At 71.2% G+C, this 24501-nt stretch carries 21 protein-coding genes and 1 pseudogene; 6 read left to right on the plus strand and 16 right to left on the minus strand.

Annotated elements, in window-relative coordinates; translation table 11 throughout:
- The first annotated feature begins 25 nt into the window (after window positions 1-25).
- The 3 genes from FHR82_RS22045 (at window position 26) to FHR82_RS22055 (ending at window position 3682) form a co-directional block, all read left to right on the plus strand.
- Complete coding sequence (locus FHR82_RS22045; protein ID WP_184812337.1) at window positions 26-583, plus strand: maleylpyruvate isomerase family mycothiol-dependent enzyme; 558 nt, start codon at window positions 26-28, stop codon at window positions 581-583.
- Window positions 584-606: 23 nt separating this feature from the next.
- Window positions 607-3327, plus strand: a complete 2721-nt coding sequence (locus FHR82_RS22050; RefSeq protein WP_184812338.1) for a DEAD/DEAH box helicase family protein — start codon at window positions 607-609, stop codon at window positions 3325-3327.
- A gap of 127 nt (window positions 3328-3454) precedes the next feature.
- Window positions 3455-3682 (plus strand): hypothetical protein, encoded by a 228-nt coding sequence (locus tag FHR82_RS22055; RefSeq protein ID WP_184812339.1) that lies wholly within the window; start codon window positions 3455-3457, stop codon window positions 3680-3682.
- A gap of 1 nt (window position 3683) precedes the next feature.
- On the opposite strand, the gene FHR82_RS22060 is transcribed toward FHR82_RS22055, so the two are convergent.
- The 4 genes from FHR82_RS22060 to FHR82_RS22075 form a co-directional block, all read right to left on the minus strand.
- Window positions 3684-5222 carry a hypothetical protein gene (locus FHR82_RS22060; RefSeq protein WP_184812340.1) on the minus strand — a complete coding sequence of 513 codons (1539 nt, stop codon included), beginning with the start codon at window positions 5220-5222 and terminating at the stop codon, window positions 3684-3686.
- Complete coding sequence (locus FHR82_RS22065; RefSeq protein WP_184812341.1) at window positions 5215-7302, minus strand: hypothetical protein; 2088 nt, start codon at window positions 7300-7302, stop codon at window positions 5215-5217. Before FHR82_RS22065 ends, FHR82_RS22060 begins: the two co-directional genes overlap by 8 nt.
- A gap of 143 nt (window positions 7303-7445) precedes the next feature.
- The gene (locus tag FHR82_RS22070; protein ID WP_184812342.1) at window positions 7446-8396 is read right to left on the minus strand and encodes a sporulation protein; all 951 of its coding nucleotides are present in this window, start codon (window positions 8394-8396) and stop codon (window positions 7446-7448) included.
- Between the two features lie 83 nt (window positions 8397-8479).
- Window positions 8480-8764, minus strand: coding sequence for a hypothetical protein (locus tag FHR82_RS22075; protein ID WP_184812343.1), 285 nt, complete (start codon window positions 8762-8764; stop codon window positions 8480-8482).
- A 62-nt stretch (window positions 8765-8826) separates the two neighbouring features.
- Here FHR82_RS22075 and FHR82_RS22080 point away from each other — a divergent pair, with 62 nt between their 5' ends.
- The gene (locus tag FHR82_RS22080; RefSeq protein WP_184812344.1) at window positions 8827-9057 is read left to right on the plus strand and encodes a hypothetical protein; all 231 of its coding nucleotides are present in this window, start codon (window positions 8827-8829) and stop codon (window positions 9055-9057) included.
- Between the two features lie 31 nt (window positions 9058-9088).
- On the opposite strand, the gene FHR82_RS22085 is transcribed toward FHR82_RS22080, so the two are convergent.
- Window positions 9089-10120 carry a fatty acid desaturase family protein gene (locus tag FHR82_RS22085; RefSeq protein ID WP_184812345.1) on the minus strand — a complete coding sequence of 344 codons (1032 nt, stop codon included), beginning with the start codon at window positions 10118-10120 and terminating at the stop codon, window positions 9089-9091.
- A 686-nt stretch (window positions 10121-10806) separates the two neighbouring features.
- On the opposite strand from FHR82_RS22085, the gene FHR82_RS22090 reads away from it, so the two are divergent.
- Complete coding sequence (locus FHR82_RS22090) at window positions 10807-11358, plus strand: DUF6292 family protein (protein WP_225944101.1); 552 nt, start codon at window positions 10807-10809, stop codon at window positions 11356-11358.
- A gap of 60 nt (window positions 11359-11418) precedes the next feature.
- On the opposite strand, the gene FHR82_RS22095 is transcribed toward FHR82_RS22090, so the two are convergent.
- The 4 genes and pseudogenes from FHR82_RS22095 to FHR82_RS22110 all read right to left on the minus strand — a co-directional run bounded on the left by FHR82_RS22095 (window position 11419) and on the right by FHR82_RS22110 (window position 14571).
- Window positions 11419-11892: a VOC family protein gene (locus FHR82_RS22095; protein ID WP_184812346.1), complete on the minus strand. Its 474-nt coding sequence runs from the start codon at window positions 11890-11892 to the stop codon at window positions 11419-11421.
- 49 nt (window positions 11893-11941) lie between these two features.
- Entirely contained in the window at window positions 11942-12439 is a 498-nt protein-coding gene (locus FHR82_RS22100; RefSeq protein ID WP_184812347.1) for a pyridoxamine 5'-phosphate oxidase family protein, read from the minus strand.
- Between the two features lie 110 nt (window positions 12440-12549).
- Window positions 12550-13032 (minus strand): annotated as a pseudogene (locus FHR82_RS48030) (SDR family NAD(P)-dependent oxidoreductase); the annotation flags it as partial.
- Between the two features lie 129 nt (window positions 13033-13161).
- Complete coding sequence (locus FHR82_RS22110) at window positions 13162-14571, minus strand: purine-cytosine permease family protein (RefSeq protein WP_221464031.1); 1410 nt, start codon at window positions 14569-14571, stop codon at window positions 13162-13164.
- A gap of 111 nt (window positions 14572-14682) precedes the next feature.
- On the opposite strand from FHR82_RS22110, the gene FHR82_RS22115 reads away from it, so the two are divergent.
- Window positions 14683-16242: a PucR family transcriptional regulator gene (locus FHR82_RS22115; RefSeq protein WP_184812349.1), complete on the plus strand. Its 1560-nt coding sequence runs from the start codon at window positions 14683-14685 to the stop codon at window positions 16240-16242.
- Here FHR82_RS22115 and FHR82_RS22120 read toward each other — a convergent pair.
- The 7 genes from FHR82_RS22120 to FHR82_RS22150 all read right to left on the minus strand — a co-directional run bounded on the left by FHR82_RS22120 (window position 16233) and on the right by FHR82_RS22150 (window position 24496).
- A complete protein-coding gene (locus FHR82_RS22120) occupies window positions 16233-17087 on the minus strand; it encodes a polysaccharide deacetylase family protein (protein WP_184812350.1) in 855 nt (284 codons plus the stop codon). The two genes, FHR82_RS22115 and FHR82_RS22120, sit on opposite strands and share 10 nt — an antisense overlap.
- Window positions 17084-18202, minus strand: a complete 1119-nt coding sequence (locus FHR82_RS22125) for an oxidoreductase (RefSeq protein WP_184812351.1) — start codon at window positions 18200-18202, stop codon at window positions 17084-17086. The genes FHR82_RS22120 and FHR82_RS22125 overlap by 4 nt, the downstream gene beginning before the upstream one ends.
- The gene (locus FHR82_RS22130) at window positions 18199-19434 is read right to left on the minus strand and encodes an amidase family protein (protein WP_184812352.1); all 1236 of its coding nucleotides are present in this window, start codon (window positions 19432-19434) and stop codon (window positions 18199-18201) included. The genes FHR82_RS22125 and FHR82_RS22130 overlap by 4 nt, the downstream gene beginning before the upstream one ends.
- On the minus strand, window positions 19431-20039 hold the full coding sequence (locus FHR82_RS22135; protein WP_184812353.1) for a DUF1989 domain-containing protein: 609 nt from the start codon (window positions 20037-20039) through the stop codon (window positions 19431-19433). The genes FHR82_RS22130 and FHR82_RS22135 overlap by 4 nt, the downstream gene beginning before the upstream one ends.
- A 113-nt stretch (window positions 20040-20152) precedes the next feature.
- Window positions 20153-20737: a DUF3995 domain-containing protein gene (locus FHR82_RS22140; protein ID WP_221464032.1), complete on the minus strand. Its 585-nt coding sequence runs from the start codon at window positions 20735-20737 to the stop codon at window positions 20153-20155.
- Complete coding sequence (locus FHR82_RS22145) at window positions 20724-21215, minus strand: hypothetical protein (RefSeq protein ID WP_221464191.1); 492 nt, start codon at window positions 21213-21215, stop codon at window positions 20724-20726. Before FHR82_RS22145 ends, FHR82_RS22140 begins: the two co-directional genes overlap by 14 nt.
- A 107-nt stretch (window positions 21216-21322) precedes the next feature.
- Window positions 21323-24496, minus strand: coding sequence for an AfsR/SARP family transcriptional regulator (locus FHR82_RS22150; protein WP_184812354.1), 3174 nt, complete (start codon window positions 24494-24496; stop codon window positions 21323-21325).
- Between the last annotated feature and the right edge of the window lie 5 nt (window positions 24497-24501).

Consider the following 24501-nt stretch of genomic DNA (forward strand, 5'->3'; position numbering starts at 1 on the left):
AGACCACCGACGGAGGGAACTGCTCGTGACAGACATCCGGGACACCATCGCCGCCGAACGCGGTGAGCTGGCCGAGGTCCTGGCCGGGTTGTCCGAGGACCAGTGGGACGCGCCGAGCCTGTGCGCGGGCTGGCGGGTGCGTGAGGTCGTGGCGCACATGACCGCGCCATACCGGCACCCCGAGGCCCGGTTCCTGCTGGCCGAGGACGCCGACGAGATCAACCGCGCGGCCGACGAGCTGGCCAGGGCCGACGCCGCGCGGCTGACCAGCGCGGAACTCGCCGCCGCGGTGCGGGACAACGTCCGCCACCCGTGGCAGCCGGACGGCTACGTGGGCGCGTTGTGCCACGACGTCATCCACGGCCTCGACATCACCGTCGCACTCGGACTCGGCAGGCGGGTGCCGCCGGACCGCGTGCGGCTCGTGCTCGACACGGTCGTCCCGGAGCGGGTCGGGTTCTTCGGTGTCGACCTCACCGGGAGGCGCCTGGTGGCGTCCGATCTCGACTGGAGCCACGGCGACGGCGAGGAGGTGATCCGCCCCGCACAGGAACTGCTGCTCCACGTCTGTGGTCGGATGTAGACCGACGAGGGGCGGAGGGACCGGTGACACAACCCTGGGACGGGCTCGCGCCGGCGTTCGAGTGGCGGAAGTCGCAGCGGCACCTGCTGGGGTTGTGCGGGCACGTCACCGACCGGCGCTGGCACGTGTGCGCGCCGCCGGGGGCGGGCAAGACGCTCGTCGGGCTGGAGCTGGCCAGGTGGCACGGCACCCGCACGCTCGTCCTGTCGCCGACGACGGCCATCCGCGACCAGTGGCGTGGCGCGGTCGCGTCGTTCGGGGCGCCGCCCAGGTTCGCGACCACCGACCTCGACCGGTCCGCCCAGCTGTACTCGATCACCTACCAGCTCCTCGGCAACCCCGGCGCCGCGGCCGACGACCTGCACGCCGCCGCGCGGCGGCTGTGGCTCGCCGAGGTCACCGACAAGGTGGGGGAGGACGCGGCGCGGGACCGGATCGACGCCGTCGAGCGGCGGGACCCGGCGCAGGCCCGCAAGGAGCTCGGCAGGCACGTCCGGGTCCTGCGCCGGTCACTCGCCACCGGTGAGGACGTCGGCGTGCCGGCCGAGCGGCTGCTCGGGGCGCGGGCGTCGGCGGTCGTCGAGCGGATCGCCGGGCTCGGCGTCGGCTGTGTCGTCCTCGACGAGTGCCACCACCTGCTCGACTGGTGGGCGCTGGTGGTCAACGCGCTCGTGACGCGGCTCGCGGCGGACCGGGACGTCGCGGTCATCGGCCTCACCGCCACGCTGCCCGAGCCCGGGTCCGTCCAGGAAGGACTGAACTACACCGGTCTGCTCGGCGAGGTCGACGCGGAGCTGCACCTCGCGGCGATGGTCGCGGAGGGCGGCGTCGCGCCGTGGCGGGACGGGGTGCGCGTCGCCGAGCTGGCACCGGAGGAGACGACGTTCCTCGACACGTGGGCGTCCTCGTTCGCAGGCCGGCTCGACGACCACCTCGTCGGTGAGCCGTTCATCGAGTGGGCGGTCGCCCGGGTGGAGTCCGAAGAGGACGGCTGGGAGCGGCTGGCGGACGCCGACCCGCTCGTCGCCGAGGCGCTGGCCCGCTGGTTCGTCGCGCGCGGCATGGACGCGGAGGCGACCGGGGAGCTGACCCTCGACGACCGGATCCTGCTGCTCGACGCGTGGCTGCACGACCCGCTCGACGAGACGCCGAAAGACGTGCGGGACGAGGTGAAGCAGGTGCTGCGCCGCCACGGCGTCGCGCTGTCCGCGTCCGGGGTGCGGTGGACGCGGTCCGTCGCCGACATCGTGTGCTCCCGGTCCACCGCGAAAGGCAGCGCGGCAGGCGAGATCCTGCGGCACGAGGAGGCGCAGCGCGGCGACGACCTGTGCGCGCTGGTGGTCGTGGAACGGGACCGCGCCACGAGTCCGCCCGCCGCCGCGCGGGCCGCGCTCGGCGGCGACGCGGGCACGGACGCGGGGACGGCGGCACGGGTGCTCGCCGCGGTGTGCGCGGAGGGTGCGGTGGCCGCGCGGGGCGTGCTGTGCGTGACGGGCAGCGGCGCGTGGTGCGATGCGCTCACCGCCGACCGGGTGGCGCACGCGGTCAACGTGGCGGCGACCGACGGGCGCTGGATCTCCACGCGGGGCAGCGACATCCCGTCCGTGGTGGAACTGGTGGGGCACGGGCCGTCGTGGGGCACGGCGCGGTGGCTGAGCGCGGCGGCCGCCGCGCTCACCGACGGCGCCGCGCACACGCTTGTCGCCACGCGGGGACTGGTGGGCGAGGGCTGGAACTTCCCTCGGCTCAACGTGCTGGTGGACCTGAGCGAGGTCGCGAGCACGACGGCGATGACGCAGCTGCGCGGGCGGGCGCTGCGGATCGACCCGGAGCGGCCGGACAAGGTCGCGTCGCTGTGGGACGTCGTGATCGCGCACCCGACCGCGCATGGCGACTGGCGCCGGTTCCGCAGGCGGCACGCGCGGTGGTGGGGCCCGGCCCGCGACGGGACGCTGGTGACCGGCGCGGCCAAGGTGCACCCGAGGGCGGGCGATCCGGCGCCGCCCGCACCCGGCGAGCACGCGGCGCTGAACGCGGAGAGCGCCGGGCTGATGGCCGACCGGGCCGCGACCCGGCGCATGTGGGCGGGTGTGGACGCGGCCGGGGTGGCGACGAGTGTCGTGCACGTGGCTGGCCGGCGGGTGCGCAGGCAGGTGCGGACGCGGGGCCGCCGGTGGCGCACGGTCGGCGCGACGACGGGTGCGGTGGCCGGTGCCGTGGCGGGCGCGGGTGCCGTGGCGGCCGGGTGGCCGGTGGTGGCGGTGCTCGCGGTGGTGTGCGGGGCCGGGGTGCTGCCGCCGGTTCTGCTGGCACGAGGCCGGATGCGGTCCAGGGAGGGGTTCCTGCGGTTGCTGGGCGAGGCGGTCGCGGCCGGTCTCGCGGCGGCGGGCCACCCGGAGCTGACGGCCGCGCGCGTCACGACGCACGCGACCGCGGACGGCACGTCCACGACGATCGACGGCGTTGACGACGACGCGGCGACCCTGTGGGCGGACGCGTTCGAGGAGGTCATGGGCCCACTGGGCACACCGCGCTGGCTACTGGTGAACGGCGAGCACACGTGGCGGGTGCCGCGTGTGCTCGGCGCGACCCGCGACCGGGTGGCACCGTTCGCGGCGGCGGTCGCGAACGTGCTGCCGGGGACGGCGTTGCTGCACGCCGGTTCGCCCGAGGCGGCCGAACGCACGGTTGCTGCGGCCCGCACCCGCCCGGACGACACGCACCGCACCCTGCGCTGGACCTAGCGGCCCCCTGCGCGGAGATCAGGGTGGTGCTCGTCGATCCCGGCAGTGCGGCCGTCGCGCCGGTCGCCGATCGGTACTACTACGCGGAGCGCACTGCCGAGGGTGTGCGCAGGCGCATCGAGTCCTGTTGACCGAGATGAAAGCGGCCACCGGCGGCCGTCTGTCGGCGCGGCTCACGTCGCACCCGATGCCGGTCGGGGCGGTCGACACCGGGTCGGTGTTGTTCGCCGAGTACTACACCTACCAGACGCCGGGTGCTTCGAAGTTCGTGTTGTCGAAGGGGAGTGCCGCGTACCAGGTGTTCCACGACGAGGCGGAGACGTTGTGGCGGGACGCGAAGCAGTACGAACTCTGACTCACGCGATCGTGCCCGTGTGGCCCAGCCAGCGTTCTCGCCAGGCCAGGCGCAGGCGGATGGCGCCGAGGGCCACGTCGTCGGCCATCAGGTGGGCCACTGCTTCCCGTTGGGCCCACGGGCACAGTTCGCTCAGCAGTTCCGGGATGTTCTCCGGGTCCACGTCGTCCACCAGCGACACCGCGATCTTGGCCCGGCCCGTGACGTTGCCGTTCGGGAGGACTCGGGCCCGGTAGTAGTCGAGGCGGGCCGTCGACACGCGGTCGGTGGCCGTGCGCAGCAGGGTCGCGACCAGTTCGGCCACGTCCGGTAGCTTCCTGCCGCCCAGCGGGAGGCCCCACGAGAGCCACAGCGGATGGTCCACAGTCGACACCCACTCCTTGATGGGTGGGCGCATCGGGCCGGTCCTGAGCACGCGGTAGTCGGTGGCGGCCGAGTCGGTGACGCGGCTCTTGGCGCGTACGGCCTGCCGCCTCGTCAGGCCGCATTCGCTGGCCGTCTGGCCGAGGCCGTCCGCGATCGTCAGGGTGGTGCTCGACAGGCGTGCTCGGCCGATGCGGGCCGGGGCCAGGGGCACCACCATGTTGATGAACGCGATCTCCTGCATGGACGACTCGGACACCGCGAGCATGCCGACGTTGCGGGACAACAGGTCCGACGCGATCGCGGCCGACGAACCGAGCCGCGCGGGGCCCACGAACGTGAGCAGCTGCACGGCCGAGGGCACGGCGTCGGGTGCCCACCCGAACAGGTCCACCTTCCTTGCCAGGTAACGCTTCCCGTCCGGCGGCAGCACCGACCACCACTCGCCGCGGACGCGGCCGAACCGGCGGTCCGCCACCTGCAGGCCGAAACCGTTCTCCCTGGCCAGCTCGGCGAGTGCGCACATGAGTGCGATCCGCTTGCCGTGGTTGTCCTGCTCCAGCCCGACGATCATCCGCAGCGCCATGCCGTTCGCGTGTCGCGGCGCCTCGCCGGAACCGTCGACGCGGAACTGCCTGCCCGGGTCGCGGAACGGGGCCACCGGCGACTGCAGGAACAACACGGGCGCGCCGCCGGCGCCGCCGGCCGCGGCCGCGGCCGTCAGGCCCTGGTACGCCAGCGTGATCATCAGCGAGTCCGTGTACGTCGGTCGCCACGGGTCGTGGTCCAGCGTCAGGAGGACCTCGACGCTGTGGTCGGTGTCGTACAGGAAGTCCGGGTTGATCACGACGCTGCCCGCGAACACCCCGCGTGCCGGGCCGTGCCCGTTCGTCTCGTGTCTGCGCACCGCGATGCGGCTGGTCGTCACCCCGTCCTGCTGTTTGCTCGGCGTGACCGGGGTCCACGTGTGCACCTGGAACCCCACGCCTGCCACGTGGAACGCGAGGGTCTCCGTCGCGGTCTGGTCGCGGGCGGTCGGCGGCACGAGGTCCGCGGGCGGCAACCCCGTCTCCGGGCCGTCGTGCGTGATGTCGAACAGGACCGACGGGCTGCCGGAGCTCGCGACCCGCGCCGCGACCGACGCGAGCGCGGGGTGGCGCAGACCGGGGCTAGGCATGGTCGCCCTCTGAGTCGTTCTCCGTGCCGATGGTGGTGAACTCGGCGCGGCACCGTTTCCAGCGCCGCACCCGGCGGCCGCGGATCTCGTCCACCAGCCACGTCGGGCTCACCTTGTTGACCGGCACCCGCCTGCGGCGCTTGACCGCCTTGCCCAGCCCGTCCAGCCCCACGAACAGGAACAGCACCAGCAGCGCGAGCATCCCCAACAGGAACGGCACCCGCAGCGAACCGGACCGGCCGGACGCGACCAGCAGCGCGAGCGCGCCCGCGATGATCACCGACGAGTACGCGACGTAGCGCGGGAACAGGCGCAGCTGGCCGAGCACGGTCTTGTTCGACGGGATCTCCAGGCGGGACAGGAGAAGGCCGGGCACGAGCAGCAGCATCGTCACGATCGCGTCCGCCGACGAGATCGGCCCGCCGTCGTCGACCACCGGGTGGAACGACTCGCCTGCCGAACCGAGCACCGGCACCCCGGCGAAGTAGGCGGGTTCCAGCACCACGCCGAAGCTGACGACGAGCACCAGCACCGCCAGCAGCAGCTTGGCCACGTTCGACGCGAGCGACGGCGGGTCGTCCACGAGTGCCATGTAGACGGTCGAGGTGACCGGCTCGACCGGCCGCGGGTCGGCGCCGAACGGCCGCCGCTGCCACTGCGCGTGGCCCGCGTTCTCCCGGGGGTCGTTGTCGGTGTGGACGTCCTGGTCGACCTGCGTCTCCTCCAGCTCGTCGGCGAGCCGCAGCAGGGTGTCCCTGGTCATCGGCCCGTCGGCGAGCTTGCGGAACCAGTCGGCCTCGTACAGGTTCGCGAACCGCTCCAGCTTCGCGATGATCGGCTGTTCGAGCCCGAGCCCGGTGTCCTCGGCCGGGGTCGTCGTGTCGGGGCGCGGCGGGAAACGCGGTGGCCTGCTGGAGAACGTCGCGTACCGCTCCTCGATGTAGGCGCGGAACTCCGCGAGGTCGCGTTCGCGGCGCCTGCCGAACTCGGCGAGCCTGCTCGCGATCCCCTGCAGCTCCAGCTCGAGGAGTTTCGGCGCGACCGCGCGGAGGTTGTCGTAGCTGTCGGCCACCGCGCGCATGTCGGCGACGAGCGAGCGCAGCGCGGGGGAGTCCACGTCGGTGGTGAGGAAGAACCGCCGGACCTGGATCTCCTGTGGCACCTCTGCCGTGACGTGGTAGGAGTTCACGGCTCGCGGGATGAGCGTCGTGTACCGCACGGTGAACTCGTGGCGCACACCCACCCAGCGCGCGAACGTGTTGCGGGGCCGCAGGTGCTTGGACAGCGCGGGGATCACCGGCGCGTCGTAGCGGATGAACGTCTGCGCGCGTTGCGCGGGCATCGCCACCACGAGCAGGTACTCCGACGACGCGATGTCCAGCAGCCGCAGGAACGGGCTGTCCGGCTCGAACAGCTGCGTGACGGCGGTCGCGGCCTTCTCGCGGATGATGTCGGAGTCGGTGGGGCGGACGTTGTCGGGCGGGGACGGTGGCAGCGCGCCGAGCCGTGGCCGCCCACCGGTCACCATGGCGGCGATCGTCGCCTCGATGAGCCAGCGGGACCGGTTGAGGGTGTGCTTGATGCCGTGGAGCAGTTCCTCCCGGTCCTCGGTGCGCGGGTCGGAGGTGAGGAACATGCGGAAGGCGCGGCACAGTCCGTGGATCAGCGCCCGCGCCGTCTCCACCTGCGTGGTGCGCGGCACGACGTTGCCCGCCGAGTCCCGCACCACGAACGACGCCTGCGCGGTGCGGGAGTGCCGGGCCACCGGCAGCCACACGGAGTCCGGCGAGTCGGCGCCCGGATCGGTCCGCAGCGCCCACTTCTGGTCCGCGGTCAGCACGTTCATGTTGATGTCGATGCTGACTGTGCGGGCCATGTGCGTGGAGTCTGCGAGCGTCAGCGTCTCGCTCATCCGGTCCACGTGTTCCAGCCGCAGCCCGAGCGCGAGGAGGTTCAGCCCGAGCGCTTCCTGGTAGCTGTCGTGCGGGGAGGGTGCGCTGGGGATGGGGGTGCGGCGCAGCGCGTGGAGGAACCGTGCGAGCAGGCCGGGATCGACCGGCTCCCGACGAGGTCTGGCCACCACGATCTCCCTACACCCAGGGAGACATCGACATTACCGACTGTGGCGGCACGGCGCACCGCTGTTCGGGTGGCATCGCCTTTCGGGGTGCACGTCGGCCGTGCGCCGGTTCCCGCGAGGGCGGGAACCGGCGCACGAAAGGGCTATTCCTCGCCGCCGCCCATGTCGTCGCCGCCGTCGAACAGCTCACCGTCCATCATGTCGCCGATGATCATGCCGCCGACGAGACCCGCCGCGGCACCACCGACCACCGCGCCCATGCCGGGACCACGCCGTCCGTGGTGCCCGTGGTGGCCGCCGCCGAAGGCCGGGTTCCCCCGAGGTGCGCGGCCCGCGGCGTCGGTGAGCCAGCCGCCGATGATGCCGGTCCAGTCGGCCTGCTCGGCCTCCTCGTGCGTCATGCGGAACCGGCCGAACGTGTCACCGCCAGGGCGCAGGAGCCCGCCGCGCTTGTCGGCCTCCAGCACGACCCACAGCTCGTCGGGGTTCGTGACGAAGGTCAGCTCGACCTGGTTGAGCCTGCCCGCGAACTGCGACGGCGGGAAGAACTCGATCTCCTGGTAGAAGCCCAGCTCCTGCGGCACCGCGACGATCCGGCCCATCTCGACGTCGGCGGAGCGGAACGTGGCGCCCAGCTCGCCGAACGCCTCCAGCACCGCGTCCTGCGACGGCAGCGGCCGCACCATCACCGGGTCGAGGTCGCCCTTGTCCGGCGCGCCCTTGATCACCAGCTCGGTGCGCACCCCGACGACCATGCCCGGCAGGGCGACCTCGCCGACCGCGGTCACCGGGGTCTCCCACGGCAGCGCGAGCTGGAACGGGATGTCCAGCCGCTCGTTGGCGGGCACCCGGACGTCGCGCTGCACGACGAGCCGGAAGAACTCCCCGGTGCCGCGCGACTCGTCGCCGCCGTGCTCGACCTCTACCCGGGTGACGAGCGAGAGCACCACCTGGTCGATGACGGCCTCGTTCGAACCGCCCTGGATCCGGACCTGCCCCTTGAGCACCTCCCCAGCACGGGCGATCGACGAGTCGAGGACGGTATCGACCGAGGGCCCGCCGACCCCGAAAGCGGAGAGCATTCGCTTGAACACAAAGATCCCTTCCGTATCACGAAGCGCGAGAACTCGCGTACGGAAATGGTGTCACGGAAGAGGAAGACCGGACAATACGGGCGTCAGGTGTCACCTTTTCGTGAGCAGCGACGCCAGTTGATGATCAGCTGCAGCACGGCCGGGTCGATCCGGTCGTCCCGTTCACCCGCCTCCTGGCGGGCGCCGATCTGCTCCACCTCGTGCCGCAGGCGCGCGTCACGCTCCTCCCGGCTCGGGGTCCTCGTCGTCCGGGTCGCGCCGTGGTCCGCTCCGGGTCGCGCTGCCGCTCGTTGGACGCGGGAGGGGTGGCTCGCCGACCACGTCGGTCCGAACGGGACGGTCGTGGCCGTCGGCCTGCGACGGGCCACCTCGACAGCGGCCCGGGGAACGAGGCGACGCAGAGCGCCTTCACAGGCCTAGACTTCGGGTCATGACGGACGAGGAGCTCGTGGTCGAGTTCGCTCTCGCGCGTATCGACCATCCCGGTCTCGACCTGGGTGAGGTCGCGGCGCTCGTCGTCCAGCGCCTCGGTACCGACCGGATGCTGGAGTTCGCCTCCCGCAACCTCGAGACCCGAGGTGAGCTGCGCGGTGCGGCGTTCCCGTGCGCGGTGGAACACGTGCTGCGGGTGATGCTCCTCATGCGCGGCCCGGCCGACTGACCGCCGGCGGGCGCGCGCACCGTGCCGAACGTCAGCGGTCGGCCAGCCGCAGCGGTGCGCCGACGGCGTGGAGGTGCCGCAGCACGTACCCGTAGGTCTGGAGCCACCCGCACTGCGAGTACTCGATGTCCTTCCGTGCGCAGAACGCGCGCACGATCGGTTGAGCACGACGGAGGTTCGGTCGCGGCATGCTGGGGAACAGGTGGTGTTCGACCTGGTAGTTCAGCGCACCGAGGGTGAAGTCGACCCACCTGCCACCTCGGACGTTGCGGGACGTCAGCACCTGCTTGCGCAGGAAGTCCAGCTTCTGCCCGGGCTTGACCGTCGGCATGCCCTTGTGCCCCGGGGCGAAGGAACATCCCATGTAGACACCCCACAGGCACTGGTGCACGAGGATGAAGGCCACCGCGATCAGCGGTGAGAGCACCAGGAAGACCACCGTCAGGTAGGCGGCGAAGTGGAGCGTCAGCAGCGCGAGCTCCAGCGCACGCGAGCGATGGTCCCTGTGCAACAAGGCTTTCACGCTGGAGACGTGCAGGCTGAAACCTTCGAGCAACAGGAGCGGGAAGAAGAGGTAGGCCTGGCGCTTGGCCATCCACCGGAACAGACCGCGCCGCTGCGCGGCCTGTTCCGTCGTGAACGCGATCGCCGGGATGTGGATGTCGGGATCGTCGTCCTCGTGGTTCGGGTTGGCGTGGTGGCGCGTGTGCTGGCCCATCCACGACGAGTAGCTGAGGCCGACCATCCCACCGTGCCAGAAGCCGATGATGTCGTTCGCCCTGCCGGTGCGGAAGATCTGCTTGTGCCCGGCGTCGTGCCCGATGAAGGACAGCTGGCCGAACATCACGGCGAAGAACACCGCGAGGAACAGTTGCCACCAGGAGTCGCCGAGGTGGATGAAGAACGCCCAGCCCGCCGCGAACGCCACGACGTTGAGGGTGATCTTGACGGCGTAGTACCCGTACCGGCGGCGCAGCAACCCGGCCTGCCGGACCAGATGGGCCAGCTCGCCGTAGTCGTGGCCGCCTGTTCGGACCGTGGGGGTGTTCCGGATCGATGTCATGGTCGCCACCGCTTCCTGGGTGTCGCACCGGGGGACAAGGACCTGGAGTCCGGCGCCACGAGGTCGCCGGGGAACTGACACCGCGACACGGGCGCCTGTGGTCCGGATGTGTTGATCATATGCCGACGCGGACCGCTCGGTCTGTTGTGCTGCGGTTATCCGGCCGCGCGGCGAGTGGCCGGAGCAGGACGCGCCGGGGCTTGCGCGGGTTCGCGGAACAGGTTCTCGTGCGACATCGGGCGGACCGGAGCCGAGGGCTGCTCGTCGTGGTGGGGGTGGCTGAAACGTACGCCTACCGGAAGTACAGGGATGATGAAGTCCTTTCAAGAAAGTGGGGCCGTGAGCAAACCGGTGATATCGGTCGACGGCCGAAGGGTGCGTGTGGCAACCGCGGAAAAGGTGCGGGACACGCTCTCCAGCACCCACGGTACACGGTGCTGGTGAAACCGGCTGTTTCCAGGGTCGGTGCTGTACTGTCGGGAGTAGTCGATGGCACTTCGCATGCTGGCAGCAGAGTCGGCCTCGTCCTCGGCTTCTCCCCGTTGTGCGGCCCCGCACGACCGAGGGACTTCTCAGATCGGGCAAGGGCTGGAACCGCAGGTGTTCCGCCTGCGGCAGGCGGAACCGCACCGGAGCGCACCCACCGCCCAGCGGCCAGCCACCCGTGATCGACAGGCAGGAGCACGATGACAGCCACCCCGCGGTCCCAGTTCGTCGAAGCCCGCACCCGTGCGGAGCAGGAGCGGACTCAGCAGCAGCGCATGGCGGTGCACACCGTCGCCTCCAACGCGCGCGACCGCACCGACTTCGCCGCCCTGCTGGCGATGCTCGGGCTGGAGGACCCCGCAGGCGTGCCGGTGCCGCTCAGCAGCCGCCTGGCTGTCTACGTAGACCAGGTCGCGTCCGCCGTCGGGGTGTCCGCGTCCGCCACCGGCCACGAGGTGACCGACACGGCCACCGCCTACCTCGCCCTCGACCTGCGTTCCGCCGCCCGGCCCGGCCACGACCTGATGCTGGTGTGGGACGAGCACCTCGGCTGGTACATCGCCGTGGAGACGAACCCCACCGAAACCCCTGCCGTCGTGGCGTACCTCGACGGCGACGTGGTCCCGTCGCCCGCCGCGGTCGCGCGGTTCGTCACCGACACCGCCGAAGGCCACCACATCAGCCGGTTCCGGCCGGTACTGCCACCGATCGAGCGCACGGTGCTGGCCGACAAGATGGCCGCACTCTGCTGAGGTCAGTGCCTTTGGGCGGGCGTTGGCGGGGCGGGGCGTGGCCGGCGGCGGCTGTGCTGTTCACCCGATCCGTTCCGCCAGCTCGATGATGATCCCCTCGGGGCCGCGGACGTAGCAGAGCCGGTAGCTGTTCTCGTACCGGACCAGCTCGCCGACGAGTTCACCGCCGCGGGACCGCAGGCGGTCGAGGACGTCCTCGATGCCCTCCACCGCGAACACGATGTGCCGGATGCCCGGCGTGTTCGGCGGAGCCGCGGGGTTGCCGCCCCGCCCCGGCGGCGTCTGGTACTTGATCAGCTCGAGCCGTCCGTGGCTGTCCGGGGTCCGCATCATCGCGATGTCCGAGCGGACCCCGTCGAGCCCGCTGAGCCGGTCCACCGTGTCGCTCTCGAGCGTTGCCTCGCCCTCCAGGTCGAGCCCGAGTTCGGCGAAGAACGCCACGGCGGCGGCGAGGTCGTCGACGACGATGGCGACGTGCTCCAGCTTGACCGCCACGCGTCCGGCGGCGCGGTCCCGCTGTCCGGTCTCCTCCATGAGGCTCCTTCCGGGTCGGCCGCCCGGGTGGGCGGCGCGTGTTCGGGTGTCAGGCACGCTGGCGTTCGTCCCGTCGCCGTACGAGCTCCTCGATGGCGGTGGGCAGGGTTGTCTCGAAGTCGATCAGCTTGGCCCAGGTCGGCGTCACCACGATCCGGACCATGCCGTCGTAGAGCGACCGCACCTCGACCTCCCACTCGGCCCGTTGCTCGGGCGTCATCTGGTAGGCGCCGTTCCACTGCAGGTACTCGTCGGGGATGCCGTCGACCTCGTCCAGCTCGGCCTGGCCGCGGAGGAGCAGGACCTTCGGCGGGTGGGACTCGGTGTCGATCGTCAGCGCGACCGCGGGGTTGCGCCGCAGCGCGGGCAGCTTCCGCGCGTTCGTCGAGGTGCACATGACGATCTCCGCGCCGTTCCAGTGGAACCCGATCGGGATCGACCTCGGGGTGCCGTCCATCGCGACGAAGGCCAGCCGGGTCAGGTCGCGGGCCAGGAGTTCCTGGCTGAGCGGCTGGTTGAGGACCTCGTCGACTGCGCTCTTGTTCATGATCGGTCTCCTCCTCGGGTGGCCGGTGTGGTCGGCGGTGGACACCCCGGGGACGGAGTCGTGCGCGGCGCTTCGACACGGCTGACTGTGACGTACGACACATGCAGTGCTCAGGCGCGACCAGCACTCGGAGGGGGCTTCGCTGAAAACAGGGGACGGGTCTTCCGGCGGCAGGATGGATGTGCGACCACATCCGCCGACCGGTGTGGTTGTTCATGTCGGTCGCGGCGAACTTGTGGTTGGCGACCGCTCCTGGAGTGGCGACGTTGAACTTGATCCCGGGGAGCGCCTGGGCATGTCGGACCGTGAGCATGTTCAGCGGCCGCTTTCGACGAGCTGTAGGCCAGCTCGTGCATTCTCGAGACGGGCTGCTCCGGGTCGGTCACCACGGCGAAGGAACCGCCGCCGCTGGACACCATCACCGCCCGGGGGTGGTCCGCCGCCTGGAGCAGGGGAAGGAAGGCGTGCGTGACCCTGATCGGCCCGTACGCGTTGGTGTCGTAGACGGAATGGATCTCGTCGGCCGTCGCGTCCGCGGGCGGCACGACCTTTCCTGGCGCGCCGGCGTTGTTGATCAGCACATCCAACCGCGTTCCCCGAGCCGCCGTGCCGCCTCGAAACCAAGTCCCTTGTTGCCCCCGGGATCAAGACCGAGGTCTGTGCTGAGTTCGTCATGCCCACCGGACCCCTCCCCGCACTGTTGTCACCGTGTGCGAGCGACCTCACGACAGGACTCGCTCTGCCGGAGCGCTCACGTGCCGGGACGGTGTTCTGCTCCTCTGGAGCACGTAGTAGAGCCCGCCCGCGACCAGTGAGCCGGACAGCCACGAGAAGTCCGTGTTGTTCATCGCGATCGCCAGCGGACCCTGCATCACCGGCGTGAGCCCGTACTGCCACGTCCACGCGGCGACCACGCCCATCCCGAGGCTCAGCAGCCCGCGCCAGTTCACCGAGGCGGGACCGGCATAGAGCGTCGACACGTCCAGCCTGCCGCGGCGCAGCACGAAGTAGTCGATCAGCACGATGGCCGCCCACGGGCTGATCCAGATCAGGATCGAGGTCATCCAGTTGTCGAAGGCGTGCGCGAAGCTGTCCGCGCCCATCAACATGAGCAGCACCGCCGAGGCGATCACGCCCGCGAAGAGGGTGAGCTTCCAGCGCGCGACCCTCACCCCGATGGACAGCGCGGCCAGCGACGACGAGTAGAGGTTGAGGATGTTCGTCGCGAGGGGCCCATGCATGATCAACAGGAGTACCGGCAGCGCCATCGTGCCGAACGCGCTCACCACGATGGCGGACGGATCGCTGCTGGCACCCGCGCTGGCCAGGCAGGCACCGAGGGCCGCGAGCCACACCGTCGGCAGGTACATGCCCAGCGCCGAGGCCCAGAACACGGAACGGGTGGAGGCCCCGCGACGGACGAACCGGCTGTAGTCCGCCGAGTAGGGCACCCACGTGATGCCCCAGCCCACCCCGATCGCCGTGAGCAGCTGGGTCACCGCGGTGAACTTGTCCGGAGTGGTGGTCGCGGTCGACGAGGTCCAGTCCAGGTTCGCCTGGCTGAGTGCGAGCACCGTCATCACGACCATCACCAGAACGGTGGCGGGCACCGTGTACTTCTCGAACGTCCGGATGGCGTAGAAGCCGTACAGCGCCAGCCACAGCTGCGCCACCATGATCACGCCGGCGACGAGGTACCGCAGCCAGGGACCGCCTTCGACGCCGAGCTGCCGCAGCACCGCCAGCATCAGGTCCAGGACCACCCAGGTGTTCACCCCGACCCAGGCCATCGCCAGCAACCCCTGGACGACACCCGGCACCTTGGCGCCCCGGCGGCCGAAGGGCGCACGGCCCAGCACCATCTGGTTCACCCCGGTGCGGTGGCCCATCACGTTGCACAAGCCGAAGACCGCGCAGCCGACCAGGTTGCCCAGGGCGACCACCACCAGCGTCTCCACCAGGCTCAGCCCGAGGGTGATACCGAGCGCGCCGAGCACCCAGTTGATCGGTGCGATGTTGGCGCCGGACCAGATCCAGAACTGCTCCCACGGTGTGGAGTCCCGTCCGTGGTCCGGGATCGGCTCGATCCCGTGTGCGTCGAAGCGCACGCTCTCCGACGGTTCGTCCGCCATGGCGACCTCCAAGGGTGCTGAGTGATCTGCCATACAGAAACACCCCGATCAATCCCTGACCAGTGGAGGAAGCTCTAGCTCCCCGCCGGTTCGCTGTACTAAGTTCACAGCGTGTTCACGATCCGCTCGTTGCTCGACAACCCCGATCTTGGGCTACGTCTGCTCGTGGAGGGCCGGGCGGGAGCGCTGGACGAGCGCGTGGTGTGGGTGCACAACACCGAGCTGACCGATCCCTCGTCGTACCTTGGCGAGCGGGAACTCGTGCTCACCAACGGGATGTGGCTGGCACAAGCCGGGGCGGAGGAGTTCGTCGGCAACGTGGTCGGTGCGGGCGCCGCCGGGATCGTGTTCGGGCTGCGCGAGCAGCTGCCACGGACACCGCGGGCGGTGATCGACGCGTGTGCCACGGCGCAGCTGCCCCTGGTGGAGATCGCTGTCGGCGTGCCGTTCACGGCGGTCACGCGGGCGGCGGCCGGCCACTACGCCGCGATGCGCCAGTCCGGCCTGCTCGGCATGGTGCGGCGAGGGGACGCGCTGGCGACGGCGCTGTCGCACGGTGCGGGCGCCTCCGGGGTGCTGGAGGTGCTGCGCCGCGACTACGACGTGCCGCTGGTGGTGGTCGACCGGGCCGGGCGGCTGCTGGCCGCGGCAGGAGCGGACACGACGGTGGAGCAGCGGCGCGCGGTGGCCGAACGCCTCGGCGACCACCCGCCGCCGTTGGAGATCGACTTCGGCGACGGGCGTGTGGCGAGCGTGTTCCTCGTCGGCGCGATCGGCGACCTCGACGCGGCGCTGCTGTGCCTGCGCCCGCTGCGCGAGCTCGGCGACGGTGAACGCGCCGCACTGGAACAGGCAGCCCGTTTCCTCAGCCTGGAGGTGGCCAAGCAGCAGGCGGTGCACGCGATCGAGCTGCGCTTCGCCAGTGAGCTGCTGGACATGATCCTCTCGGGTCCGCAGCGCAGCGGCGAGGTGCCGGGCAGGCTGCGGGCGTTCGGTGTGGACCCCGGCGGCTCGCTCGCGGTGGTGGCGCTGGCCTTCATGGGTGCCGGGGCGCCGACCCTGCCCGGACTGGCGGAGGCGGTCATGGAGTTCTTCCTCGCCGAGAACTCCCCGGCCGCCGTGGCCGGTGGTACCGGGGACGTCGTCGCGGTGGTGCCGTGGCGGCGACCCGACTCCGACCTCCGTGATCTCGCCGCTCGCCTGGCACACGCCGTCGACGGACAGTTCCCCGGTCACCGGACGGTGGTCGGGATCGGCGGGAGCGTGGAGAACTCCGCCGGGCTCAAGCAGCCGCTCGTGCGCTCCCGGGACGCCTGCCAGGTCCTCCGGCGCCGCGGTGGCACGCCGGTCGCGACCTTCGCCGAGCTCGGCACCCACCGCCTGCTGCTCGGCCTGCAGGACGCCGACACGTTGCGGGACTTCGCCGACGTGGTGCTGGGGCCACTGCGCGAGCACGACGCCCAGCGCGGCAGCGAGCTGGTCCGTACCGTCCAGGCGTTCCTCGAGCACGGCGGGCAGTGGGCGGCGACGGCGGAGGCGTTGTTCGTCCACGTCAACACGCTGCGCAACCGGCTCGCCAAGGTCACCGAGCTGACCGGGCGCGACGTGGCTCGCACCGAGGACCGGGTGGACCTCTACCTCGCGCTCGAGGCGGCCGAGTTCTACGGGTAGCTGGGCGGCTCCGGCAGCGGCCGGGCGGTGAGCGCCGGGTCGGCGAGCACGGCGGCCGCGAGGTCGCGGCAGCGCATGAACGTGACGTCGCCGCACTCCAGGGCGTACTCCACCAGCCGCCGCAGCGCCATGATCCGCCCGGGCCGTCCGGAGAGGAACGGATGGCAACAGAGGTTGAACAGACAGCCGTAGTGCCGCATCCCGTCCAGCTCGGCGCGCCACAGCTCCAGTGCCTTCACCGGCGACTCGATGACCGAGCCGATGTGCGGCTCGGGCAGGAAGGCGTACTGCTCCCAGTCGTCCAGTGACCAGTGCACGGGCAGTTCGGCGAGCTCGCCCCGTGCGGTGCCGATCCGGTAGGGGCGGTCGTCGGCCATCAGCGAGGAGTCGTAGCGCAGGCCGTGCTCGGCGACCAGTTCCGGGGTCTGCCACCGCGAGCCCCACAGCGCCGCGCGGTGGCCCTGGATCTCGATGCCCTGCCGGGCGAAGACGGCCATCGCCCTGGCGAAGTCCTCGCGTTCCTCCTGCTCGCTCATCGAGGTCGGGGCGCGGTGGGCGTAGGAGTGGTGGGCGACCTCGTGCCCACGCTCCACAACGGACGCCGCGAGGCCGGGGCGGGCCTGCGCGACCCACCCCGGGATGAAGAACGTCGCGGGCACTCCGAGTTCGTCGAGCATGTCCAGCACGCGCGGCACCCCGACGTCGGGCCCGTAGGACTGGTGCGTCATCGTCATCAGGTGCTCGGCGTAGTGCGCGCCCGCCGCCAGCACGGGGCTCTCCGCGTCCACGTCGAACGTGAGCGTCGCGATGGCGGCCGCCCCGCCCAGCCACGAGTCCGTCGTCATACCTGGTTGTCCTCCCGCCACCGGCGCACGTTGTCCAGGGTGACCGCCGGGTCAAGCATGCCGTGGTCGAACCGGTCCAGCTCGACGTCCTTGGCCACCCGGCGCGGCAGGTCCGGGTTCACCAGGGCGGCCCTGGCGACGGACAGCAGATCCGCGTGCCCACCGTCGAGCACCCGCTCGGCGAGCACCGCGTCGTGCATGCCGCCGTTGGCGATCACCGGCAGGCCGGTGACCTCGCGGGCGACGCTGGTGATCGTGCGCCCACCGGCCAGCCGCGCGGTGTCGAGCCAGTTGCGGCCCTCGCTGGCGATGTGCAGGTAGTCCGCCCCTGCCGCGGCCAGTGCCGCGTACACGGTCTCGGCGTCGCGTTCCCCGTCCGGCCAGCGGTAGGTGAAGTCGTTGACCTTGGTCTGCGACAGCCGGACCCCGACCACGAACTCCGGCGGCACCGCTGCCTTGATCGCGCGCGTGACGTCGGCGGTCAACCGGACCCGGTTGGCCATCGGCCCGCCGTAGGAGTCGGTGCGCAGGTTGGTGTAGTCGGTGATGAACTGGTCCAGCAGGTAGCCGTTGGCCGCGTGGACCTCGACGCCGTCGAAGCCCGCGGCGACCGCGTTGCCCGCCGCGACGACGAAGCCCGCCACGACGTCGTCGATGTCCTGCGCCGACATCTCCCTTGGCGCAGGCCAGGGACCGCTGCCGCCGTACTCGGGCATCATCTCGCCCAGCGGCCGGACCGAGGACGGACCGATCCGCTCGGCCGTGTACCGGTTGCCCTGCGACAGCGCGCCGGCGTGCATGAGCTGGGCGACCAACACCCCGCCCGCACCGCGTACGGCGCCGGTGACCGCACGCCAGCCTTCGACGTGTGCCTCGGTGACCAGGCCGGGCTGGTTGAGGTAGCCCTGGCTGTGCGCGTTGTCGGGGTAGATGCCCTCGGTGATCACCAAGGGGAAGCCGCCGTCGGCGAACTCGGCGTAGTAGCGGGCCATGTCCTGCGTCGGGACGCCCTCCGGCGTGGCCGACACGCGCGTCATCGGTGCGACGGCGTAACGCGAGGACAGCTCGTGCCCGCCGAGGCGGACCGGGGTGAGAGCGGGATGGGACGTGGTCATCGGGATACCTCTCGTGGTGTCGTGCGGGGAAGAAGGAACCGCTCCAGTCCGGCCGCCGTCGCCAGGAGGGTGTCGTCACGACCGGACGTCGCCGACAGCAGCACGTTGCCCATGGCCACTCCCGGCATGTCCAGGTGGCTGGTGAGCATCGTGCTGCGCAACACTTTCCGGTTCATGACTTCGGCGGAATCCACGTCCGCGACCGAGGCCACGGTGGGGGCGGGAACGCGGACGGTCGGGAAGACGACCACCGACTCGTCCACTTCGGATTCGAGGCGGCGGGTCAACGCGGGAAGTGCCGCGCGGACGACCTCGTGCGCCGGGTTGTGGCGGGTGAGCCGACGCGCCACCAGTGGATCGATCTCCGTGGAGCCACGCAGGTGCCCGAAGGCGCGGTAGGCGTCGGCCAGGGTGAGCGATCCGTGTTCGTCGATCAGGTGCTGCATGTCCTCCAGAGCGCGGATTCGCCTCCGCAGCACCGGAAACCCAGCCCGCACCAGGGCGTTCACCGCCGCGTCGAACGCCTCGGTGACCTGCGGTGCGCAGTCCTCGACCAGCTCCCCTTCGGGGATCACGATCGTGGTCGCGGGCCGGCCCGGCTGTGCGGCGGCGAGCGTCGCGTCGACCGCCCTGACCAGGTCGAGGGACTTCGCGAGCACTCCGACGCTGTCGAGCTGGGGGGACAACGGGACCATCCCACCGCGGTCGTAGCGCCGGACGCTCGGGCGGTAGCCGACGATCCCGCAGAAGGCGGCCGGGACCCGGATCGACCCGGAGGTGTCGGAGCCCATCCCGACCGCCGCGATCCCCGCCGCCACGGCCACCGATGATCCGGAGGAGGAGCCGCCGGGAACGCGGTCGGGCGCCACCGGGTTGACGGGGTTGCCGAAGTGCGGGTTGAGGCCGAGGCCCGTGAAGGCGAACTCGCTGAGGTTGGTCTTGCCCAGGCACACCGCGCCTGCCGACGCGAGCGTGGCGACCGCGCTGGCGTCGGACGAGGCGACCGGCGCCGCGCGGCGCGTCAGCGAACCGTTGGTGGTGACGGTGCCCTCGACGTCGAAGTTGTCCTTCCACACCACGGGAACACCGTCGAGCGGACCGATCGCGGCGCCTGCGCGGCGGCGGGCGGCGCTCGCACTGGCCTCCCGCCGCGCGCGCTCCGGCAGGACGGTGATGAAGGTGCCGCGCATGTCGTCCGCGCCGGCCCGGCTCAGCGCCTCGTCGGGCGTCACCCTTGGACCTCGATGGCCATGGGGCCGGTGCCGTGACCGTTGATGCCGACGAGATCCTGTGGGCACGCCGACACGACCACCACGCAGTCCAGTTCCGCACGGAAGGTCACGGTGGCCCCCGGAGCGGCAGGCGAGGACTGCCACACCAGCTCCCCGGAGGCGTTCACGGTGACGTCCATGAACACGTTCACCGGTTGTGGCACCGTCGCGATCTCGATGCCCAGTCCGCGCAGGGCGGTCTCCAGGTTCTCCGCGCAGGAGGCGTGCGGGCCCGGGTGGCCCAGTTGCTGGTAGCGCGCGGGATCGCAGGCGGGGATCAGCATGTCGTGGCGGCTCGGCGAGGTGTCACCCACCAGGGTCAGGATCGGTCGCCTGCGGGTGGTGACGAACTGCTCGCCCACGTGCGGGAACAGGCGGTTGACGTGTCCTCGGGTGTGGGCGGCGCTCAGGTGTTCTGTGGTGTCGGCGGAGACGACGGCGAAGAGGTCGCCCACCTGCGCCCCCTCCGGCGAACTCACCCGCACCAGGTTCCCGGCGCCGACCTGTACGGCTCTGCCCTGCCTGGCGGGCACGTCCACCCGCGTGATCGACGAGGTCGACTTCATACCGCTACTTCAGCATCGCGGCCGATGTGGCGGCCATGGAGATTCGACCAGTGATCATGGCTGAGGTTGGATGATCCTCCGGATGGTGGCGTTTCGGGTGCGCGAGGTTCTTGTCAGGAGAGGCCAGCTCGGGTTGGTGTGGGGTTGACGTTTTCGTGGTTCGTCGGCTTGGTGGTGATCGGGGGGCTCGGTGGCTTCTCGTCGCGGTTCGCTGTGCGGAGGCGTCGGCCGGTCAGTGTCCAGCACACTCCCCACAGCAGGAAGAAGGGCGACCACAGCATCAGGTCCCACCGTGCCAGGGTGTGTGCGATTCCCGGTGGCAGTGGGCGGGCTCCGGTCAGCACCAAGATGTCGCCGACGAAACCGAAGCCGACCGCGCCCAGTGCTCGAGCGATCATGAGGATGCCCAGCGTCCAGGTCAGCGCGCCCAGCAGTCTGCGCGGGACGACGGTGTCCCTCGGCCGCACCGCCGTCAGAGCGACCAGAACGCCCACTGCCGCCAACCCGGCCAGTATCCAGTGGCTGGCAACGAAAAACGGGTCCCGGGCGAGCAGTCGGTCGCGCAGCGCCGGGGGTAGTGGATCCTTGTCGGCCAGGGCGTTCGCGCCCAGTGCTTGTGCGAGTTTCATGCTGCCGTAGGCCGCGGCACAGGCGGCCGCGCCGTACGCGCCGGCTCGCGTCAGGTCAGTGTGCTTCACGGCGGTCTCGCAGCCAGTAGGAGCGCACCGTTTCCACGACCAGTGTGAGCATCACCAGGCCGAGCACGCCGTGGTACCAGCGCCAGCCGACGCCGACGCCGACGAACCCGTCGATGATCATGACCCCGGCGCCGTAGCCGATGGTCACCAGCACCCCGGCCAGTACGAGCAGCATGAGCCTTCTCGGGATCCGGCGGCCGAAGGGCGCGACGGTGAGCAGGACGAGGCACGCACCCACCACACCGGAGGCAGCCGCGAACCACTGTGCCGGGGCGGGTTCGAGGAAGTAGCCCGCGGTCTCGGCCGCCGTGACGGGGGGACCGCCAGGGAAGCCGAGTCGTCCCTGTATGGCGAACGCGGCCTTGCCCGCGGCATAACCGAGGAACAGGACGGCCAGCGCGGCAGCGGGCCACCGCCGTGGCCGGGCGAACCGGCGCATCGACACGCCATCCGGTTCTGCGGAAAATGTCACAGTCACAGCCTGGACGGTAGAGACCGCGCGCTGGGGGGCGTTCCCCAACGAGAGGGAAGTGCGTCACCCATGAGAGGGATTCGGACCGTACCGACAGGACGGTGCCAGCCCGCTCAGCAGGGCACGCACGGGGTCGCCGAGTGCGGCGTCTCACCAGGACACGTGGGCTGCCGCTGGTCGTGTTCGATCCGTTGGAGGATGTCGCCGACCTGCAGCGCCCGGGCCTCCACCAGTCGCTGGTGGCCTTGCCGGGCGAGGGTGATGGCGTGCTGTGTGGTGCTTTCGGCCTGGTCCAGATCGCCGAGGTCCACCTGGCAGTGGGCCAGGGTGGTGGTGGCCTGGGCCTCCAGGACACGCATGCCGGATTTCCGGATCTTCGCCAGGGCCTGCTCGGCGTAGGTCCGGCCGATGTGGGGTTCGCCGCGGCCGCGGTGCGCCTCGGCCAAGCCGATCAGGATCGAGGTCTCGCCGTAGCCGAAGCCGATGCGGCGGGCCAGTTCGAGGGCCGTGACGTAGTCGATGACGGCACCGTCGTTGTCGCCGCGGCGCTGGCGGACCGTGGCGACCAGCTCCAGGCCGCTGGCTTCGTTGCGGCGGTTGCCCAGTTGCACGCTCTTGGTGATCGCGTCGTGTGCCAGGGCAGCGGCTTCGTCGTACCTGCCCGCGTCGCAGTAGGTCTCCGCCAGGCACACCAGGGCCACGACCTCGCTGTGCCGGTGCCCGAGGTCGATGCACAGCGCCAGGCTCTCGCGGTGGTACTCGGCCGCGCGGGTCAGGTCGCCCAGCGTCCACGAACACAGGCCGAGCCCGTTGAGGGCGCGTGCCTGGGTGTACCGGTTCCCCATGCGGCGACTGAGCGCGTGTGCCAGCTGGTGCCAGGTGAACGCTTCGACGGCGTCACCGAACGACAGGTGCGCGGCGCCGACGTAGTTGAGTGCCAGCGCCTCCGCGTCGAGGTTGCCGGACTGGCGGCTCAGCGCCAGCGCCTGCTCGTGGTAGCGCATCGCGGGGCCCGGCAACCCGAGTTGGGAGTACACGCGGCCGAGGTTGTGCAGGCAGTCCGTCTCGGCGTGCACGTCACCGGAGCGCCGCGTGACCTCGAGTGCCATCGTGTGCTGGTCGATGGCGGCCTGGTAGTCGCCGAGGTTGTAGTGGATCAGGCCCCGGAGGTCCAACATGGACGCTTCGGCTAGGTGGTCGCCGGACCTCCGCGCCGCCTCCTGCGCGGCCGCGCAGATCGCCAGCCCGTCGCCGGCGTGGCCCCGCGCCTGGAGGTAGCCGCGCAACGCGTCCGTGAGCTGCCACGCGTACGTGTGGTACTCAGCCACCTCGGCCGCGCGTTTCACGGCTGCCACCAGGTTGTAGTTCTCGGTGTCCAGCCACCGCAACGCGGCGGTTTCGGTGTCCAGGGGCGAGGTTGCGGGCAGGTCCGCGGCCGGCAGGGGTTCGAGTCTTCGAGTTCCCGGGTACAGCAGGCCGACGGCCCGATCCGCTGTCTCCAGGTAGTACGAGAGCAGGCCGGTGCCCGCGGTGTGACGCGTGGCCGGGCTGTCCTCCTCGTGGGCCCGGCCCGCGGCGAACTCCCGGATCAGGTCGTGGAACTGGTACCGGTTCCCCCGCTGGACCAACAGGTTCGCCGCGACCAGCGTGTCGAGCAGCCTGCGCGCCCGTGCCGGCGGGACACCGCCGGCGGCGGCGACCGCGTGCACGGTGAAATCCAGGCCCGGTGCCGCGCCGAGCAACCGGAACATCCGCCGCGTCCCAGCGTCGAGTGCCCGGTACGACAAGTCGAACGTCGCGCGGACCGCGACGTCCGGGTCGCCCTCGATGGCGAGTTCCGCCATCCGGTCGCCCTCGCGCAGCGCCGTCACGTAGTCGCTCACGGCCGGGTACTGGCCGCTCACCAGGTTCGCCGCCGCGATCCGCAGTGCGAGTGGCAGATATCCGCACAGCTGGGCCAGTTCGGCGATGGAGTCCGGTTCGATGTCGGTGTCGAGCAGTTCACACAGCAGGTCGTGCGCCTCGCGCGCGCCGAGCACGTCCAGTCGCACGATGGTGGCGTCGTTGACGACCGCGAGCCCACGCAGATCGTTGCGGCTGGTCACGATGACGGCACAGCCAGGCGCCGACGGCAGCAGCGGCCTGCACTGCTCGGCGCTCGCCGCGTTGTCGAGCACCACGAGCATCTTCCGGTTCGCCAGCAGGGAACGGTACATCGCGACCTGCTCGTCCACGGTCACCGGAACCAGCGTGCTGGGCGTGCCAAGCACCCGCAGGCACTGCGTGAGCGCCTGCTCCACCCGCATCGGTGACCCGGTGTCGTGGCCCCGCAGGTCGAGGAACAGCTGACCGTCCGGGAACCGCTCGGCGACCCGGTGTGCCCACCGGACCGCGAGCGAGGTCTTCCCGAACCCGGCGGGGCCGACGACGGCCGACAGCCTGGCCCGCGATCTGTCTGCCACCACCGTGTCCAGCAGGTCCAGCTCGTCACCCCGGCCGACCAGGTGAGCCACGTCCGGCGGCAGCATGCGGGGCCGGACCAGGACCTGCCGCGGGTCGAGAGCGGAGTCGGCGGTGAGGATCCGCTGGTGCAGCCGCCGGGTCTCGCTGCCGGGTTCGATGCCCAGCTGGTCGACGAACGACTGGCGCATCCGTTGGTAGGCGTCCAGCGCCTCGTTCTGCCTGCCGGACCGGTACAACGCCAGCATCAACAGGCGCCAGATGCGCTCCCGGAACGGGTGTTGTGCGACGAGCGCGCGCAGCTCCGCCGCCGCCTCGGCGTGCTGGCCCAGCTCCAGTCGCGCCTCGACGCGGTCCTCCAGCGCGCGTGTCCGAGCGTCGTCGAGGCGCTCGGCTTCGCGCTGCAGCGCGTCCACGAGCGGCAGCCCGTCCAGGACCGTGCCACGCCACAACGCCAGCGCCGAGGTCAGCCGCTCGACGGCACCAGCGTGATCGCCCGCCTCGAGCAGCTGCGAGCCCGCGGTGGCCAGCTCGGTGAACGATGTCGCGTCCAGCTCTCCTTCGGCTACTCGCAGTACGTAGCCGCCGTGCTGAGTCTCCAGGCGCTCCTTGCCGACGAGCTGGCGTAGCCCCGCGATGTAGGACTGCAGGTTCGCGCTGGCCGACACGGGTTGCCTGCCGTCCCACAGCGCGTCCAGCAGGAAGCTGGTGCGCACCACCGTGTTCGCGTGGAACAAGAGCAACGCCAGCAGGAGGCGCTGCTTGCGCCGGTTGGGGAGCGCTTCCCCGTCGCCAACCTCGAGCGGGCCCAGCACCCGATACCGCATGCGAC

Origin of the sequence: Actinophytocola algeriensis, from assembly GCF_014203735.1 — a bacterium.
Lineage (GTDB): Bacteria > Actinomycetota > Actinomycetes > Mycobacteriales > Pseudonocardiaceae > Actinophytocola > Actinophytocola algeriensis.